Source organism: Pseudomonas fluorescens, assembly GCF_001708445.1.
In the GTDB taxonomy this organism is placed as follows: Bacteria; Pseudomonadota; Gammaproteobacteria; order Pseudomonadales; family Pseudomonadaceae; genus Aquipseudomonas; species Aquipseudomonas gorinensis.
Window position 1 is genome coordinate 2,700,322 of record NZ_CP015637.1, and the last position, 15,987, is coordinate 2,716,308.

Here is a 15,987-nt window from a genome sequence, read left to right on the forward strand (position 1 = left end):
GACTGGTAAAAGCCATTGAATGCAGTGGCGCAGGGTTGACGGCACGCCGATACATTTCATCCAGGCCCGACGGTTTATCGGCTATACACTCTGGGGCACTGTCTGGAGTCGTTTATGCCGTCCACGTTTCGCTCATCGTTGATTCTGGCCCTGGTGGTCGTGTTCACCGGCATTGGCGCCGGCCTGGGCGGGATGCTCCTGGCGTTGCTGCTGCATGGCATTCAACACCTGGCCTACGGCTACAGCCTCGACAGCCTGGTCGGGCATGAAACCTTTCTGCGGGGTGTCACTGCCGCGCCCCCCGAGCGGCGCTTGCAGGTGTTGGTGGTGTGCGGCCTGGTCGCCGGCCTGGGTTGGTGGGCCGTGTATCGCTATGGTCGCCCGCTGGTGAGCATCAAGCAGGCGGTGTCATCCACGATGCCGATCATGCCGCCCAAGACCACCCTCGCCCACGCCCTGTTGCAGATCGTCACCGTGGCGCTGGGATCGCCCCTGGGCCGTGAAGTGGCGCCGCGCGAGGTCGGCGCACTGGCCGGCAGTTGGTTGTCGCAACGCGCGCGGCTGACCCCGGATATGCACCGTTTGATCGTTGCCTGTGGCGCGGGCGCGGGCCTGGCGGCGGTGTACAACGTGCCGCTGGGCGGCGCGGTGTTTGTGCTGGAGGTGCTGGTGGGCGCGTTCAGTTGGCCCGCGGCGCTGATCGCCCTGGCGACCTCGGCCATTGGTGCGGCCGTGGCCTGGATCGGGTTGGGAGCGGAGGCGCAGTACGTGGTGCCGCATTTTGTCCTGAGCCCGGCATTGATCGCCTGGGCCGTGGTCTGCGGGCCGCTGTTTGGCATGGCCGCCTACGGTTTCACGCGCCTGACCGGCGCCGCGCGGGCGAACGCCGCGCGCGGCTGGCGCCTGCCGGTGCTGTGCTTGATTAATTTCACGCTCATCGGCGGCCTGGCGATGCTGCTGCCGCAAATCCTCGGCAATGGCAAAGGCCCGGCGCAATTGGGCTTCGACAATGAACTGACGATCGGCCTGGCCGCGCTGTTGCTGCTGGTCAAGGTCCTGATCACCACCAGCAGCCTGCGCGCCGGAGCCGAGGGCGGGCTGTTGACGCCCGGCCTGGCCAACGGCGCGCTACTGGCGATTATCCTCGGCGGCGCCTGGAGCCTGGCGTGGCCGGGGGTACCGTTGGGGGCTTTCGCGATCATCGGCGCGGCCGCTTTCCTGGCCGCCAGCATGAGCATGCCGCTGACAGCGATCGTGCTGGTGGCGGAATTCACCCGTATCGAGCATGACTTCCTGGTACCGATTATTCTCGCGGTGGTGGGTGCGGTCTGCGTGAGCAAGCTGTGCCAACGCTGGGAAAGTGCTGGAAAAAAGCCGGCCCAAGCGCCATCCTGCGCGCTTTAAGCCGCCCCATCAGCGGCGCTCGACGTTTAAGGACATGCCCATGCTCACCCACCCCCTCACCCCCGCCGATTTCGAATTTATCGAAGACACCCTGCTCCAGTACGGCGATGACCATTCGGTGCTGAACCTGGCTGAGCTCGACGGCTACTTCACGGCCTTGGTGTCCAGCCCGGCGCAGGTGGATATCGCCGAATGGTTTCCGGCGATCTGGGGTGGGCAAAACCCGGACTGGGAAAGCGCCGAGCAAGCCAAGCAGTTCCTCGAACTGTGCGTACGCCATATGAACGCCCTCGCCACACAGTTGGCCACCGATGCCCAGGGTTTCAAGGCGCGCTTCGATGACACCGAGCATCAGGGGCAAACCGTGACCCTCGCCGAAGAATGGTGCTTTGGCTATATCCGCGGTGCCGCGATCGGCAACTGGCCGGACCTGCCCGCTGAACAGGCCGCGAACCTGGAGAAAATCTCCTGGTGCGCCGAACAGGACAACTTCGAGTTGCCGGCCGACCTCGATGTACAGGCCCATCAGCAGCGCGCCAGCGCAATCGAACCGGCCGCCCGGGCGCTGCACGATTACTGGCTCGCCCAGCGCTAAGCCTCGACAAGCGTGGCGTCTATGCCCGATTATTCGGGTCCGCCCGTCGGCCACTCCGTACCACCTTGCCTGAATCAGGAGCCTTGTACCTTGAGTTCGCAGAAAACCGTGACCGTTACACCGCCCAATTTCCCCCTCACTGGCAAGGTCGCGCCCCCCGGCTCCAAATCCATTACCAACCGCGCCCTGCTGCTGGCGGCCCTGGCCACCGGCACCAGTCGCCTGAGCGGCGCACTGAAGAGTGATGACACCCGGCACATGTCGGTGGCCCTACGCCAAATGGGCGTGATCATCGATGAGCCGGACGACACCACCTTCGTGGTCACCGGTTCAGGCAAGCTGCAATTGCCGGCGCAACCGCTGTTCCTCGGCAACGCCGGCACCGCCATGCGCTTCCTCACCGCCGCCGTGGCCACCGTGCAAGGCACCGTGGTGCTGGACGGCGACGACTACATGCAAAAACGCCCGATCGGCCCGCTGCTGGCGACCCTGCGTGAGAACGGCATCCAGGTCGAGAGCCCGACCGGCTGCCCCCCGGTGACCGTGCACGGCGTCGGCAAGGTCCAGGCCAAGCGCTTCGAGATCGATGGCGGCTTGTCCAGCCAGTACGTCTCGGCCCTGCTGATGCTCGCAGCCTGCGGCAAAGCGCCGATTGAAGTGGCGCTGACCGGCAAGGATATCGGCGCCCGTGGGTATGTGGACCTGACCCTGGACTGCATGCGTGCGTTCGGCGCGCAGGTCGAGGTGGTCGACGACACGACCTGGCGCGTGGCCCCCACCGGCTACACCGCCCATGACTACCTGATCGAGCCCGACGCTTCCGCCGCCACGTACCTGTGGGCTGCCGAAGTGTTGACCGGCGGCCGCATCGACATCGGCGTGGCCGCGCAGGACTTCACCCAGCCGGACGCCAAGGCCCAGGCCGTGATTGCCCAGTTCCCGCACATGCAGGCCACGGTGGTCGGTTCGCAGATGCAGGATGCGATCCCCACCCTGGCCGTGCTGGCCGCGTTCAACAACACCCCGGTACGCTTCACCGAACTGGCCAACCTGCGGGTCAAGGAATGTGATCGGGTGCAGGCGCTGCATGACGGCCTGAACGAGATTCGTCCGGGCCTGGCGAGCATTGAAGGCGACGACTTGCTGGTCGCCGCCGACCCGGCGTTGGCCGGCACGTCGTGCAACGCCCTGATCGACACCCACGCCGACCATCGCATTGCCATGTGCTTTGCCCTCGCCGGGCTGAAGGTCTCGGGCATCAGGATTCAAGACCCGGACTGCGTGGCCAAGACCTATCCTGAGTACTGGAAGGCCTTGGGCAGCCTCGGTGTGGCGCTGACTTACTGAGGAAAACGCGTCGGAATGGGGAGGGAATGAACATGACGATTCGCCAACCCTGCCCACCCGGCGCCTGCGTCTGCGATCGCGAACAGTTGCTGCAAGCCCCCGGCGCCGACCTGCGCATTCTCAGCCTGACCCGCCAGGAAGAAAAACGCCTGCTCGAACGCCTTGAAAACCTGCAGAACCTGCAAGACCTGGAACGTATGCAGCAGCGGATGTACGAACTGTTGGGCATTCGCGTGCACATCGCGCCGGGGCACACCGAGGTCAAGAGCATGCGCGGGATTCAGATCGTGATCGACGAACTGCCCGGCATGTGCCGCAAGACCCGACAATCGATCCCGGCGGCGATTCGTCGGGGCCTGGAGAAAAACCCGGAAATTGCCTACCGCCTGCTGGACGCCCACGATCTGTTTCGCGAAGGTTGAATCAAACGGCAACCGTCTCGGCCTCGAACAGTCTCTGCCCCACCGCCTTGGCCGTTTGCAGATGCGCGGTCGCCGCGCCATCTTCCGACTCCAGCAACAGCTCCGACGTCACCACCTGGGCCCCGCAGTAATCAAAGATCCCGTAGTCGATTTGCGTGCGCATCGCCTTGGCATAGCCATGTCGATCAAAGGCGCTTTCATCGGCGGCGCCTAGGGCCAGCAGGTGCACACGCAAGTGGCGCAGCTTTTTCACCACGGGCGTGGCGGGGCCGTAGTCGATTGCCCAGCCGTTGACGAAAACGCGGTCGACCCAGCCCTTGAGCAACGCCGGCATGGACCACCAGTAGATCGGGAACGCTATCACCAGCGCATCGGCACGGTCGATGCGCGCTTGTTCGGCCAATACGTCGGCCGGCGGCGTAGCGCGGATACGGTGCACCAGGTGATCGGCGGCGGCGTAGCGCGGGTCGAAGCCTTCGGCGGCGAGGTCGGCGATTTCGAAGCTGTGGCCCGCCGCAGTCAGCCCGGCAGCCACCTGCGCGGCCACGGCGTGGGTGAGCGATTGTGGGTCGTGATGGGCAACGACGATGAGTGCGTGCATGACTTTGACTCCCTTTCGGTTTAATCTACTTTTAGTAAGTTAACGCAGATAAATTACTTTTGGTATATAAGCATGTCAAGCCTTGAATCCCCTGCCCCACGTCGTCGCCTGTCCCGTGAAGATCGCCTGCGCCAATTATTGGATGTGGCCTGGCAACTGGTGCGCGAGGAAGGCACCGAAGCGCTGACCCTGGGCCGCCTGGCGGAACTGGCGGGCGTGACCAAGCCGGTGGTCTACGACCATTTCGTCACCCGCGCCGGGTTGCTCGCCGCGCTGTATGAAGACTTCGACGGGCGTCAGACCCAGGTGTTTGCCGAGGCCCTCGACGCCAGCAGCGCGACCTTGGAAGAGCGCGCAGGGGTGATTGCCTCGTGCTATGTCGATTGCGTGTTATTGCAGGGCCGGGAAATTCCGGGGGTGATTGCGGCACTGAGCAGCTCGCCGGAGCTGGAAGCGCTCAAGCGCAAATACGAGGCGATCTTTCTCGACAAATGCCGCGCCGCGCTGGCGCCCTTTGGCCAGGTATCACAGGCAGGATTGCGGGCGATGCTGGGTGCCGCGGAAGCGTTGTCCCACGCAGCCGCCAGTGGCGAAATCAGCCGTGAAGAGGCGCAACAGGAGTTGCTGGCGACGATTCTGGCGATGGTCAATCGCTCACGGAGCTGAAGACTGGACGGGCTTGCCCTGATGCTGTCCAGTTAAGGCTTTTTTGTAGGAGCGAGCTTGCTCGCGAAGAACTCACAGGCGCCGCGTTGATTCAGGAAACACGCGTCCCCCCATTTTTGCAATACTGATTAACGGGCGATGTGGTTGGCTTGCTTAAATCTATCCGGCGTCTGTTTGGGGCTTGCCCCAGCGCCACGATGAGAGTCGCGCCTGACGATCCTTAAAAGCCCGTCGGCTTCTGAAGCCGATTTTTATGTCAGGATCTTCGCCAGGCCGGTAGGCCGTTCACGTCATCCGTTGTTCAGCTATCGCAAAACCTGAAGGGTGAATTGTGGTACTGCAACAACCGCAGGGTCAGGCGTTCAAGGCGTCTGGCCCTGCTTCATATTGCGCATGGTGAGCCGCTATCGCCCAAGCGATACGCGCCAGTTTGTTGGCCAGGGCACAGGCCACCACATTCGAGTGTCGTCGGCGCAGCAGCGCTCGCACCCAGTCGGCCAAAGCCCCCTTCTGATGATCCAGCCTCTGCATGTAAACCCTGGAGCATTGCACCAGCAGTTGCCGCAGGTGCTTGTCACCCCGCTTGCTGATCCCCAACAAATTGGCTTTGCCGCCCGTGCTGTACTGTCGCGGCACCAAGCCCACTGAAGCCGCAAAATCGCGACTGCATCGGTATTGCTTGCCATCGCCCATTTCTACAGCCAGAAGGCTGGCGGTGATCGGACCGACACACGGCATGCTAAGCAAACGGCTCCCCAGATCATCGTCGGCCAGCTGGCAAGCCAGTTGTTTGTCCAGTTCCTTGATCTGTTCATCCAGGTAAACGAAGTGATCGTGCAGGCGTTGCAACAGCACTGTCAGCCGCACAGGCAGCTCATGCTCGGCCAAAACAGCTGCCAAACGCTTCATGATGGCTGAGCCTTTGGGCAGGCTGATGCCAAATTCCAGCAGGAAACCGTGCATCTGATTGGCTGTCTTGGTGCGGTCATGCACCAACGACTCGCGCATGCGATGCAGGACAGACAGGGTTTGCTGAGACTCGGTTTTAGGCGTAACGAAGCGCATGGACGGACGGGAAGCCGCCTCGCAAATGGCCTCTGCGTCGATAAAGTCATTTTTGTTGCCCTTGACGAAAGGGCGGACAAACTGCGGTGAAATCAACTTGGTCGTATGCCCCATCGCCGCAAGCTGACGGGCGATGAAGTGAGAGCCGGCACAGGCTTCCGTTACCACGACGCAGCTCGGCAAGTTGCCGAAGAACCGCATCATCTGCGCTCGCGAGAGCTTTTTGCGAAACACCTCGCGGCCCGATTTGTCTTGGCCCAGAAGGTGGAAATTATGTTTGCCGAGATCGATCCCGATCAGCGCTGACTCGCTCATGATGATGGCCTCCAAAAACAAAACACCTTGCGAAAGCGTAGCCCTCGCAGGGTGTGGGGGTGACCATCTCATTAGCCCGGTTGCGTTTGCGCGACAGCCGATGCCCGCAGCCGTCAGTCATACGATCCATCGTGCATCTGTAGGATAGCGATCCTCTTTCAAACCGCTGATACTCATCCCCAGGCCCTGCCCACGTCCAGACGACGTTCCGGTCCTTAATGACTTCGTGACGAAAACAATAAGAATGTCGCACAGAGGTACCTACGAATGAGCCGTCATGATCATGGACATGCCAGCCTCCTGGAAGCGTTCAGCGCGATAACACTGGAGCTTCAGCGCCTGGCGCAGAACAAAGATATCGAGCATTTCCATCACGCCGCGCTGAGCTGCATCAGCCAACTGTTGCCCTTCGACAGTGCCTGGTGGGGCCGTGCGGCACTGATTGACGGGTTGCCTGAAGAACACCACTCCTACCTCTACAAATTGCCCCGCAGCTACCTGCCGGACTGGCAATCGATTCGTCATATCGACGTGACCGTCGGCAAGGTCCACGACAACCTGGGACAAGCGGTCATCGTCGACATGCGCAACCCCGCCAGCGGTCCTGGGCTCAACTGGCTCGGCGAGCTGTATGGCATTGGCCAATTGCTGTGCGTTGCGTACGTCGACCCGCAAACCCACCTCAGTGATCACCTCACGGTCTATCGCGCTCCCGACGCACCGTGCTTTACCGGTCAGGATTGCCTGTTGCTGAACAACCTCATGCTGCATCTGGTAGCGGCGGTATCGGCCAATCAGATCCGCACCCTGGTGGCCATGCGCGAAACCCTCACCAGCCCGCGCAATCTGGCGCTCGCCGTATGCGACCAGCGCGGCACACTGCACTGCGCGGAACGTGGCTTCGTCGACTTGCTGCTGAGCGAATGGCCGGACTGGACCGGCCCTTGCCTACCGGTGGCGATGGACGCCCAGGGGTATGAAGGCAAGCACTTGCAGGTCGAGGCTTCGACGGTCGGTGACCTGTTCCTGCTGGCAGCCCGCAGCCGCACGGTGCTGGTGCAACTGAGCCCACGGGAAAACGATGTGGCCCAGGGCTTCGGCGAAGGCAAGACCTACAAGGAAGTCGCCCGCGATCTGGGCATGTCACCCAATACCGTGCGCCACCACATCCGCGCCATCTACAGCAAACTCGGGGTCAAGGACAAAGCCCGAATAGCTCATCTGCTGCACGCCCCGCCTGACTGATCTGCACCGCTGACTCGCGCTGACTTTTTCGCGGTCCTTTTGACCGCCACGGGGCGCTTTTGCGCTTTTTTTTTGCCCCTCTGCCAATGACGGGCGATCCGTTCGCCGCACAACAACTCAAAGAAGAGATGCAATACCCATGACCAGGACCTTCACCCGCAACACCGCACTGGCCCTCATCAGTGGTCTGTCGAGCCTGCACGCTGGCGCTGCCGACCTCAACGCCCGGGATTTTTTTGGCGCGCCCTCGGGCACCACCCTGGGCGTACTGTATTTGCCGGCAAGCCGCGCCGGCGATTTCCACGGCCCGGCCGACAGCACCGGCAAGGCCGACCTGAAGGTCAACGCTGTGGCTTATCGCCAGGTCTTTTTCACCGACATCTGCGGCACGCTCTGCACGCCACAGTTCATCGTGCCCTTCGCCGACATCAACGCCCGCCTGCCGGGTGCCAGCCAGCACACTGGAGAAAGCGGATTCGGTGATCCTCAGGTCGGCGGCACAGTGTTCTTCATCAACGACCCCGCCTCGCGCACCTACAGCGGACTGCTGAGCCTGATTACCCTGCCGGTGGGTGAGTACCACAGCAACCATCCAGATGTGTCGCCCGGCGCCAATCGCTGGGGCGCCACCTTCGTTTACAACTACACCCAGGGCATCGGTGAAAAATGGGTGCTGGAAGCCAACCTCGAAGCCCAGCTTTATGGCAAGAACGACGACTACTTCGGCAGCGACCTGAAACAGGACCCGCTGTATCGACTGCAAGCCTTTGCCTCCTACGACTTCACCCCAAGCACCTATGGCGCGTTGCGACTGATCCACGCCGATGGCGGCGAGCTGCGCATCAATGACCAGCGCATCGACGACACCCACAAGCGCTACACCCAGGTGGGTTTCGAAGTCGGTCATTGGCTCGATCAACAGAATCAATTGATGTTCAGCCTCTCGCAGAACGTCGCCACCGACAACGGCTATCACGGCACCGACGCGCTGCTGCGCCTGGTCCATGTGTTCTGAATTCATTCATCGGAGCTTGACCATGAACACCCAGACCAAACCGCTGCCCCATCAGCGTTCCCTCGCTTCATCGCAACTGGCATTGCTGGCCGCCATTGTGCTGTTTGCCGCCATCACCCCGACCATCCTCATGACCGCACCGGCAGTGGCGGCGCAACTGGCGACTCAATGGCAGTTGAGCGCCTCACAGATCGGCGATCTGTTCTCCACTGAACTGGGTGCCATGAGCCTGGCCACCCTGCCCGCGCTCTGGTGGCTCAAACGTGTCGACTGGCGCCGCGCCGCATTGGCGGCCGGGGTTGTGTTTATTGCAGCCAACCTGTTGTCGATACTGGCCCACGATTACCCGATGCTTCTGGCATTGCGCTTCTGCAGCGCCCTGGCCGGCGGTTCATTGATGATTATCTGCCTGTCCAGCGCGGCCTCGACGTCCAACCCCGGACGCGTCTATGGCTTATGGGTGATGGGGCAACTGGTGGTCGGGGCGCTGGGTTTGAGCATCCTGCCACGCCTGTTCGAACACTACGGGCTGTCGGCCTGTTACTTGATCCTCGCCGGACTGATGACCGTTTTTCTGCCACTGGCTCGTTATTTCCCCCAGGGCAGCCCGCCGCCTGCAAAAGTCGCCGAGCGAGTAGCCCTCGCCTCGAAGTGGAAGGCCGCACTGGGCATTCTTGGCATCCTGAGTTTTTACATCAGCCTGAGCGGCGTCTGGACCTTTATCGGTTCCATCAGCACACGCGCCGGCCTCTCTGCCGAGTCCAGCGGCGAGATCCTTGCCATCGCCACGATGACAGGCATTGTCGGCGCCGGTTGTGCCTCGCTGATCGGCAATCGTCTGCCACGCCTGCTGTTGCTGCTGCTCGGTTATGCGGTGATGGCAGGCTCGGTGCTGTTGTTGCTGGGCCAACCCGACATGCTGCGTTTTGCATTGGCCGCGCTGCTGTTCAAGTTCACCTGGACCTTCATCCTGCCGTTGATTCTGGCCTGCCTGGCCGACCTCGACCGCTCCGGAAAACTGATGAACGCCTCCAACCTGGTGATCGGTGGCGGCCTGGCCATCGGCCCGAGTGTGGCTGGGCGGCTGATCGAAGCCAGTGGCGACTTTCAATCGCTGCTGATCGGCGGGGCCTGCATCACCTTGCTGTCACTGGTGTTGATTCTGAGTTGCCGCCCTAGCGCATGAGCAGCCCTTTTACCCAAAAAAAATGGAAACGACGATGAGCCGAAAAAGTGCATTTTTCTTCGACGAACTCAGCCTTTGGCACAGCGCTGGACTGCACGCCTTGACCTTGCCCGTAGGAGGTTGGGTGCAACCGCCTGCCGCTGCCGGCCACGCCGAATCGCCGGAAACCAAACGCCGGTTGAAGAGCCTGCTGGACGTTTCCGGCCTGACCCGACACCTGCAGGTACAAAGCGCCAATCCGGCAACGCATGAGGACCTGCTGCGGGTGCATACGCCTGGCTACCTGCAACGTTTCAAGGCCATGAGCGATGCCGGGGGCGGCGAATTGGGGCAGAACGCGCCCATCGGGCCCGACAGTTATGAAATAGCCAGACTCTCCGCCGGCCTGGCCATGGCCGCGGTGGACGCGGTGCTGTCCGGCGAGGTCGACAATGCCTATTCCCTGTCACGCCCACCGGGCCACCACTGCCTCGCCGACAGCGCCATGGGCTTCTGCTTCCTGGCCAATATCGCCATCGCCATCGAGGCCGCCAAAGCCCAGCGTGGATTGGGCAAAGTCGCGGTGATCGACTGGGACGTGCACCACGGCAACGGTACGCAATCCATCTTCGAAGAGCGTGCCGACGTGCTGACCATTTCGCTGCATCAAGACGGCTGCTTTCCTGCGGGTTACAGCGGTGAAGCCGATCGCGGCCGTGGCGCGGGATTGGGAGCGAATATCAATATTCCGTTGCCCCCCGGCAGCGGTCATGAGGCTTACCTCTACGCGATGCAGCGCATCGTGATGCCGGCGCTGGAGCGTTTTGAGCCAGAGTTGATCATCGTCGCCTGCGGTTACGACGCCAACGCCGTCGACCCGCTGGCCCGGATGCTGTTGCACAGCGACTCGTTCCGGCAAATGACCCGCTGCGTGCGCAAAGCCGCCGAACGCCTGTGTCAAGGCCGTCTCGTGCTGGTGCATGAAGGCGGGTATTCCGAAGCGTATGTGCCGTTTTGCGGATTAGCCGCCATTGAGGAACTGGCGGGCGTCCGGACTGAAGTGGCTGATCCCATGCTGGAATTTGTGCAGTTGCAGCAACCGAAGGAAGCGCTTGCGGCGTTTCAGCGGCACTGGATCGATGCGCTGGCCGAAGCACGCTGAGCCTGGATGCTGACAACGTTGCGGGTCAGTTCGCGGGGCCGAACCTGACGCAAAAAAATCCGATGCCATCACAGGCGTCGGATTTTTATTGGTTGCCGCTAAAGATCAAACGCGCTTGGGCTGGCAGTCAGCAGTGGCTGATCAGTCGCTTCAACACGGTCTTGAACGTTTCGATCTGCGCTTCGCTGAATTCGGCAAAGACTTTCTCTTGTTGCGCCTGCGCGATCGCCCAAAGGTCTTCGGTCTGCTCGATACCGGCCGCCGTCAGACGTACGCCGTTGTCATCGTCGTTTACCAGCCCCTTGCGCTTGAGGTTGGCGACGGCCTCATCGATTTCCCGAACAGGCATCGCCACCTCACGCAACAGATCATTGGGGCTCAGCCTGGCGTCGTTTTCCAGCACCATCAGCATGCGCGCCTCGCTGGTACGCAGGCCAGTGGACAGTTGCCGAGGCTGGTAGCTGGACTGGTAGGCGCGCACCGCCTGGGTCATCAAGTAATACAGGTTATGGCTGAGACGCCCCTGGAAATGGCTGCTCGGGGCCTGGTTTTCATCGCGCTGGGTCATTCGGGTATGGGGCAAGACCATGGAGTAAGCCCCCTGGTGATACAGCAACGGCGAGCGACCGAAATCGTCGAACGCCACCACCTTGCCAATCATGATCCAATGGTCACCACCGTCGACCTGCTGGTACTTCTCGCAATGAAAACGAGCCGCGCAGTCGGCAAACACTGGCGAGCCGCCCTCCCCCGATTCGTACTCGATCTCGGCGAAGCGATTCTCCTTGGGTCGGGCGAAGTTATTGGAGAGGTCGATCTGGTCCGCCGCCAGCACGTTGACGGCAAAATGACTGGCCTCCTCGAACACCTCATGGCTGTTGGAACGTTTGTCGATACTCCACAGCACCAACGGAGGGTCAAGGGACACCGAGTTGAAACTGTTGGCCGTCACACCGACCTTGCGCCCGCTGGCGTCGGCCGCCGTCACCACGGTGACGCCAGTGGCAAAGTTGCCCAGGGCCCGGCGAAAGGCGCGAGGGTCGAAAGACGCAGAAAATTTATCAGACATGCAAGACTCCCGGACTGCTTGCACAAGCAGCCCTGATTATTGTTATGGCGCGTAGGGCGAATGACTCAGATCATGCTGGGATCGGGCTCGAGGCCCATCAACTCACGACCCAGGATCTGCGCGCAGACGTCGTAGTCGGTGTAGGCATGGGCACCGGTCATGTGCGAGTCACGGAACAGGCGCTGCATCTCGTTGTGCTCGAACCAGGCATTGCCGCCAGCGGCCTCGAACAGACGGTCCACGGCCTGGATGCACATTTTGGTCGCATAGGCCTGGTTGGTGCGCCAGAACGCCAGGGTTTCACGGCTCGGATAGCGCTGCTGCTCACTGTGCTCGGCGTGTTCCTGCCAGGTCTTTTCTAGAAAGGCCCGGGCCGCGGCGACCTGGTGCGTCGACTCGGCCAGGCGCATCAGTGCGGGTGTAGCCGCACCCACCGCGGCCCCGGTGTAGGCACGCACGCGCGTTTTGGTTTTTTCGCGGAAGACCTCCAGCATGCGCTCGGCAACCCCCAGGCTGACGGTGGAGAAACCGCTGGCAAAGTAAGGACGGTACGGCGAGTAGAAAATCTTGCTGTCCGGGTACAAGCCGAAGCCTGCGGACTTGCCTTCCATCATGTCCTTGGCTTTCTGGATGCGGTGCTCCGGCACCCAGGCGTTGTCGATGATCAGGGTCTTGGTGCCACTGCCTTTCATGCCGGCGGCAAACCAGTCATCGCGAATCTGATAGTCGCTGCGCGGCAGCACGGCAAAGCAATAGTCCTGGGTGCCTTCGGCATTCTTGCGCCGGAAACCGACAATCGCCCACTCGGCATGGTCACAGCCACTGCTCCAGCCCATCTCGCCGCTGAACAACACGCCCCCGTCGACCTCTTCGGTGCGGCCGAACGGCGCGATGCTGCTGCTCGCGGTTGCATTGGGGTCCTCGCCCCAGACTTCCTGCTGCAACTGCGCGGAAAACATTGCCAGTTGATGACTGTGGGTGCACAGCAGGCTCATCGCCCAGGCCGTGCTGGCGCAGGCTCCGGCGAGCAAGGCGATGCAATCGGCAAATTGCGGCAGGGAGATCTCCATGCCACCGAAGGCACGGGGCTGAAAAGCACGGTGCAGGCCGATGCCTTTGAGCAGCGCGATGTTTTCGTCGGGGACCCTGCGGTCTTGCTCCGCCTTGAACGCATTGGCGGCAATGGTCGGCAGAATGGACTTGAGGTCTTCGAGGAGCGGGTTTGGCTTTTTCATGGAGGGCCCTGCTTATTATTGGATGTCCGGCGGCCTTCCATTATCGAGGGGCGGCGCCGGCTGCAGGCTCAGTATGCGGTGAGCGGCATGTCCGGAAAATGCACCTTCCAGATGCAAAATTGTACTTTTCATGGGCGCTGGCCGCGCCCCGCCAACACGACTGGCGCGCCGATGGCAGGCACAGGCATGGCGCCAGGCAGTCACAGTCAAGCCGACGTGGCAGCGGTTGATTAACCTCCCCGTTTGCCCTTGTTCGCCACCAGGAAAACCCCATGACCGACATCCCCCTCCTGCCCCAAGTCGAAGCCTTCCTGCGTCGTCGCCATACGCTGTTTATCGATGGCGGCTACGTGCAGAGCCATTCCAGCCAGACCCTGGAAGTCATCAACCCCGCCACCGACCAGGTGATCGCCCACGTCGCCGATGCGGACACTGCCGACGTCGACGCGGCGGTGGAGTCCGCTCGTCGTGGCTTCCAGCAATGGTCCCAAGTGGCCCCGGCCGTGCGCGGCAACGTGCTGCTCAAGCTTGCCGACCTGCTGGAACGCAACCGCGAGGAACTGGCCCAGATCGAGACGTGCCAGTCCGGCAAGATCATCCAGGTCTCCCGCGCCTTCGAAGTGGACCAGGCCGCGCACTTCCTGCGTTACTACGCCGGCTGGGCCACCAAAATCAGCGGCCAGACCCTCACCCCGTCCCTGCCCTCCTTTGCCGGCGAACGCTATACCGCGTTCACTCTGCGCGAACCGGTTGGCGTGGTGGTGGGCATCGTGCCGTGGAATTTTTCGACCATGATCGCCATCTGGAAACTCGCCTCGGCGTTGGTCACCGGCTGCAGCATTATCATCAAGCCCAGTGAATTCACCCCGCTGACCATCCTGCGCATCGCCGAACTGGCAGTCGACGCGGGCTTGCCTGCCGGGGCCCTGAACGTGTTGACCGGAAGCGGTCGGGTCGGCCAGGCACTGGTTGAACACCCAGGGACCGATAAGGTGTCATTCACCGGCTCGGTGCCGACCGGCATCGCCGTAGGCCGCAGTGCGGCCAGCGCAGGATTGACCCGCGCGACCCTGGAACTGGGCGGGAAAAACTCGGCGGGGTTCCTGCGCGATGTGGACCTCGACACGGCAGTCAACGGCATCATCGAGGCGGGTTTCCTGCACTCCGGGCAGATCTGCGCCGCGGCTGAACGCTTTTTCGCCCATCGCTCGCAGATCGAGCCGCTCATGGCTCGGCTGTCCGAGCGTCTGGGCAAACTGCACATCGGTTCGCCGCTGGATGAACGCACTGAATTCGGCCCGGTCACCAACCGCCAGCACCAACGCAAGCTCGAAGGTTTTTTTGCCAAGGCCCGTGCCGAAAACAATACGATCATTCACGGCGGCAAGCCCATGGATCGTCCCGGCTGCTATGTCGAGCCGACCGTGATCCTCGCCAACAGCCTCAACGACAGCTTGCTCAACGAGGAAACCTTCGGCCCGATTGCCACGTTCTTGCCCTACGACACCGAAGAAGAGTTGCTGGCGCTGATGAACCACACGCCCTATGGCTTGAGTGCCAGCCTCTGGACCAATGACCTGAGCAAGGCGCTGCGCATGGTACCGGCCATCCATGCCGGGACGGTGTGGGTGAACATGCACACCCTGCTGGATCCGGCCGTACCCTTTGGCGGCGTCAAGTCATCGGGGATCGGGCGCGAATTCGGCTCAGCATTTATCGACGATTACACCGAACTCAAATCGGTGATGATTCGCTATTGATCCGGCGCCGGCATGGACCGTGTCCATGCCGGGCAACCCTTGGCTCAGTAGAAGTACGCCAGGCGAAACTGCAGCGAATTATCAATCTTCACGCCCTCGCGCACCGACGTGTCATGCATCAACTGCCCCATCACCTGCACCTGCTTGCCCAGCATGGTCGCCACGGTGAAGCCCAGCGTGCCGTTGCTGCGGCTGGTGGCCAGGGTTTCATGGTCAAGGGTCTCGCGCGCGCCCCAGTTATGCCGGTAGGAGACCGCAGCGTAAGTGTCCGGGGTGAAGTTGTAGCGCAGGTGGTTGTGCAATTGCAGCAAGGGATCCTTTTTCGCATCGGTGGAACGCTGCTCGTCGTAGAACTCGGTTTCGGCGATCACATCCCAGGTGATTTTATCGGTAAGCCCCTTGATGTAACCGACCTGGAAATCCAGGGCCCAGCGGTTGCTGCTCAAGGCAAAGCCCTGGTTCTTCTCGCTGCCGGTCGGCGCGGTGACGAATACCGACCAGCCCAGGTGTTCGTTCTTGGCCAGGTCGGCGATGGTCCACACCGTGCCACCGAAAGTGATATCCCCCAGCCCCGAATGCTTGCTGTCGGTGGCGCCGGTCTTCTGGTAGCCGAAGGGGATGACGATCTGGGGGTCCCAGGTCAGCCCAGTGTTGAAGAACTCGGTGAAGTGAATCAGCCGCAGCACCCCGACGGTGAGGTCAAGGTCGAGGTTGTCGGCGACTTTCCTGCCGCCGGAGTACACCTTATCCCCGCGCGGATTCTGCTGGTACAACACCACCACGTCCGTGCCTTGGGGCAGCGCCGTGTAGTCGCCCGGATCGGGTTTGACATCGGCCTGGGCCAAAGGGGCCAGGCTGGCGAGAAGTGTGCTCAGTGTCAGGGTATTGAGTGCTTTCATGGCGGGTCTCTTTATTGTTATT

At 61.9% G+C, this 15,987-nt stretch carries 15 protein-coding genes; 10 read left to right on the forward strand and 5 right to left on the reverse strand.

Going from position 1 to position 15,987, the window contains the following annotated elements:
- Positions 1-114 precede the first annotated feature (114 nt).
- The 4 genes from A7317_RS12045 to A7317_RS12060 all read left to right on the forward strand — a co-directional run bounded on the left by A7317_RS12045 (position 115) and on the right by A7317_RS12060 (position 3,768).
- Positions 115-1,404, forward strand: coding sequence for a chloride channel protein (locus A7317_RS12045; protein ID WP_069075893.1), 1,290 nt, complete (start codon positions 115-117; stop codon positions 1,402-1,404).
- A gap of 40 nt (positions 1,405-1,444) precedes the next feature.
- On the forward strand, positions 1,445-1,999 hold the full coding sequence (locus A7317_RS12050) for a UPF0149 family protein (protein WP_069075894.1): 555 nt from the start codon (positions 1,445-1,447) through the stop codon (positions 1,997-1,999).
- Between the two features lie 90 nt (positions 2,000-2,089).
- A complete protein-coding gene (gene aroA / locus A7317_RS12055; protein WP_069075895.1) occupies positions 2,090-3,346 on the forward strand; it encodes a 3-phosphoshikimate 1-carboxyvinyltransferase in 1,257 nt (418 codons plus the stop codon).
- A gap of 32 nt (positions 3,347-3,378) precedes the next feature.
- Positions 3,379-3,768 (forward strand): hypothetical protein, encoded by a 390-nt coding sequence (locus A7317_RS12060; protein ID WP_041161191.1) that lies wholly within the window; start codon positions 3,379-3,381, stop codon positions 3,766-3,768.
- Between the two features lies 1 nt (position 3,769).
- On the opposite strand, the gene A7317_RS12065 is transcribed toward A7317_RS12060, so the two are convergent.
- Positions 3,770-4,369 (reverse strand): NAD(P)H-dependent oxidoreductase, encoded by a 600-nt coding sequence (locus tag A7317_RS12065; RefSeq protein WP_069075896.1) that lies wholly within the window; start codon positions 4,367-4,369, stop codon positions 3,770-3,772.
- Between the two features lie 72 nt (positions 4,370-4,441).
- Here A7317_RS12065 and A7317_RS12070 point away from each other — a divergent pair, with 72 nt between their 5' ends.
- The gene (locus A7317_RS12070) at positions 4,442-5,035 is read left to right on the forward strand and encodes a TetR/AcrR family transcriptional regulator (RefSeq protein WP_069075897.1); all 594 of its coding nucleotides are present in this window, start codon (positions 4,442-4,444) and stop codon (positions 5,033-5,035) included.
- A 354-nt stretch (positions 5,036-5,389) separates the two neighbouring features.
- Here A7317_RS12070 and A7317_RS12075 read toward each other — a convergent pair whose 3' ends face one another.
- Entirely contained in the window at positions 5,390-6,415 is a 1,026-nt protein-coding gene (locus A7317_RS12075) for an IS110 family transposase (protein WP_024074122.1), read from the reverse strand.
- Positions 6,416-6,682: 267 nt separating this feature from the next.
- On the opposite strand from A7317_RS12075, the gene A7317_RS12080 reads away from it, so the two are divergent.
- From A7317_RS12080 to A7317_RS12095, 4 genes are all read left to right on the forward strand, one after another.
- Positions 6,683-7,660, forward strand: coding sequence for a helix-turn-helix transcriptional regulator (locus A7317_RS12080; protein ID WP_024075347.1), 978 nt, complete (start codon positions 6,683-6,685; stop codon positions 7,658-7,660).
- 139 nt (positions 7,661-7,799) lie between these two features.
- The gene (locus A7317_RS12085; protein WP_069075898.1) at positions 7,800-8,675 is read left to right on the forward strand and encodes a transporter; all 876 of its coding nucleotides are present in this window, start codon (positions 7,800-7,802) and stop codon (positions 8,673-8,675) included.
- A gap of 22 nt (positions 8,676-8,697) precedes the next feature.
- The gene (locus tag A7317_RS12090) at positions 8,698-9,861 is read left to right on the forward strand and encodes an MFS transporter (RefSeq protein ID WP_069075899.1); all 1,164 of its coding nucleotides are present in this window, start codon (positions 8,698-8,700) and stop codon (positions 9,859-9,861) included.
- A 34-nt stretch (positions 9,862-9,895) separates the two neighbouring features.
- A complete protein-coding gene (locus A7317_RS12095; protein WP_081329188.1) occupies positions 9,896-11,002 on the forward strand; it encodes a class II histone deacetylase in 1,107 nt (368 codons plus the stop codon).
- Positions 11,003-11,129: 127 nt separating this feature from the next.
- On the opposite strand, the gene A7317_RS12100 is transcribed toward A7317_RS12095, so the two are convergent.
- Complete coding sequence (locus A7317_RS12100) at positions 11,130-12,071, reverse strand: p-hydroxyphenylacetate 3-hydroxylase reductase component (RefSeq protein ID WP_069075901.1); 942 nt, start codon at positions 12,069-12,071, stop codon at positions 11,130-11,132.
- A 65-nt stretch (positions 12,072-12,136) separates the two neighbouring features.
- The gene (locus A7317_RS12105; RefSeq protein WP_069075902.1) at positions 12,137-13,306 is read right to left on the reverse strand and encodes a p-hydroxyphenylacetate 3-hydroxylase oxygenase component; all 1,170 of its coding nucleotides are present in this window, start codon (positions 13,304-13,306) and stop codon (positions 12,137-12,139) included.
- A 272-nt stretch (positions 13,307-13,578) separates the two neighbouring features.
- On the opposite strand from A7317_RS12105, the gene A7317_RS12110 reads away from it, so the two are divergent.
- On the forward strand, positions 13,579-15,066 hold the full coding sequence (locus A7317_RS12110) for an aldehyde dehydrogenase family protein (RefSeq protein ID WP_069075903.1): 1,488 nt from the start codon (positions 13,579-13,581) through the stop codon (positions 15,064-15,066).
- Positions 15,067-15,110: 44 nt separating this feature from the next.
- On the opposite strand, the gene A7317_RS12115 is transcribed toward A7317_RS12110, so the two are convergent.
- Positions 15,111-15,965: a transporter gene (locus A7317_RS12115; protein ID WP_024075340.1), complete on the reverse strand. Its 855-nt coding sequence runs from the start codon at positions 15,963-15,965 to the stop codon at positions 15,111-15,113.
- Between the last annotated feature and the right edge of the window lie 22 nt (positions 15,966-15,987).

Bases quoted from the DNA above. Each gene is read 5' to 3' on its own strand.
- A7317_RS12095 (WP_081329188.1), top strand. From the start codon at position 9,896: ATGAGCCGAAAAAGTGCATTTTTCTTCGACGAACTCAGCCTTTGGCAC.
- A7317_RS12090 (WP_069075899.1), top strand. From the start codon at position 8,698: ATGAACACCCAGACCAAACCGCTGCCCCATCAGCGTTCCCTCGCTTCA.
- A7317_RS12100 (WP_069075901.1), bottom strand. From the start codon at position 12,071: ATGTCTGATAAATTTTCTGCGTCTTTCGACCCTCGCGCCTTTCGCCGG.
- A7317_RS12060 (WP_041161191.1), top strand. From the start codon at position 3,379: ATGACGATTCGCCAACCCTGCCCACCCGGCGCCTGCGTCTGCGATCGC.
- A7317_RS12065 (WP_069075896.1), bottom strand. From the start codon at position 4,369: ATGCACGCACTCATCGTCGTTGCCCATCACGACCCACAATCGCTCACC.
- A7317_RS12085 (WP_069075898.1), top strand. From the start codon at position 7,800: ATGACCAGGACCTTCACCCGCAACACCGCACTGGCCCTCATCAGTGGT.
- A7317_RS12080 (WP_024075347.1), top strand. From the start codon at position 6,683: ATGAGCCGTCATGATCATGGACATGCCAGCCTCCTGGAAGCGTTCAGC.
- A7317_RS12045 (WP_069075893.1), top strand. From the start codon at position 115: ATGCCGTCCACGTTTCGCTCATCGTTGATTCTGGCCCTGGTGGTCGTG.
- A7317_RS12105 (WP_069075902.1), bottom strand. From the start codon at position 13,306: ATGAAAAAGCCAAACCCGCTCCTCGAAGACCTCAAGTCCATTCTGCCG.
- A7317_RS12115 (WP_024075340.1), bottom strand. From the start codon at position 15,965: ATGAAAGCACTCAATACCCTGACACTGAGCACACTTCTCGCCAGCCTG.
- A7317_RS12075 (WP_024074122.1), bottom strand. From the start codon at position 6,415: ATGAGCGAGTCAGCGCTGATCGGGATCGATCTCGGCAAACATAATTTC.
- A7317_RS12070 (WP_069075897.1), top strand. From the start codon at position 4,442: ATGTCAAGCCTTGAATCCCCTGCCCCACGTCGTCGCCTGTCCCGTGAA.
- A7317_RS12110 (WP_069075903.1), top strand. From the start codon at position 13,579: ATGACCGACATCCCCCTCCTGCCCCAAGTCGAAGCCTTCCTGCGTCGT.
- A7317_RS12050 (WP_069075894.1), top strand. From the start codon at position 1,445: ATGCTCACCCACCCCCTCACCCCCGCCGATTTCGAATTTATCGAAGAC.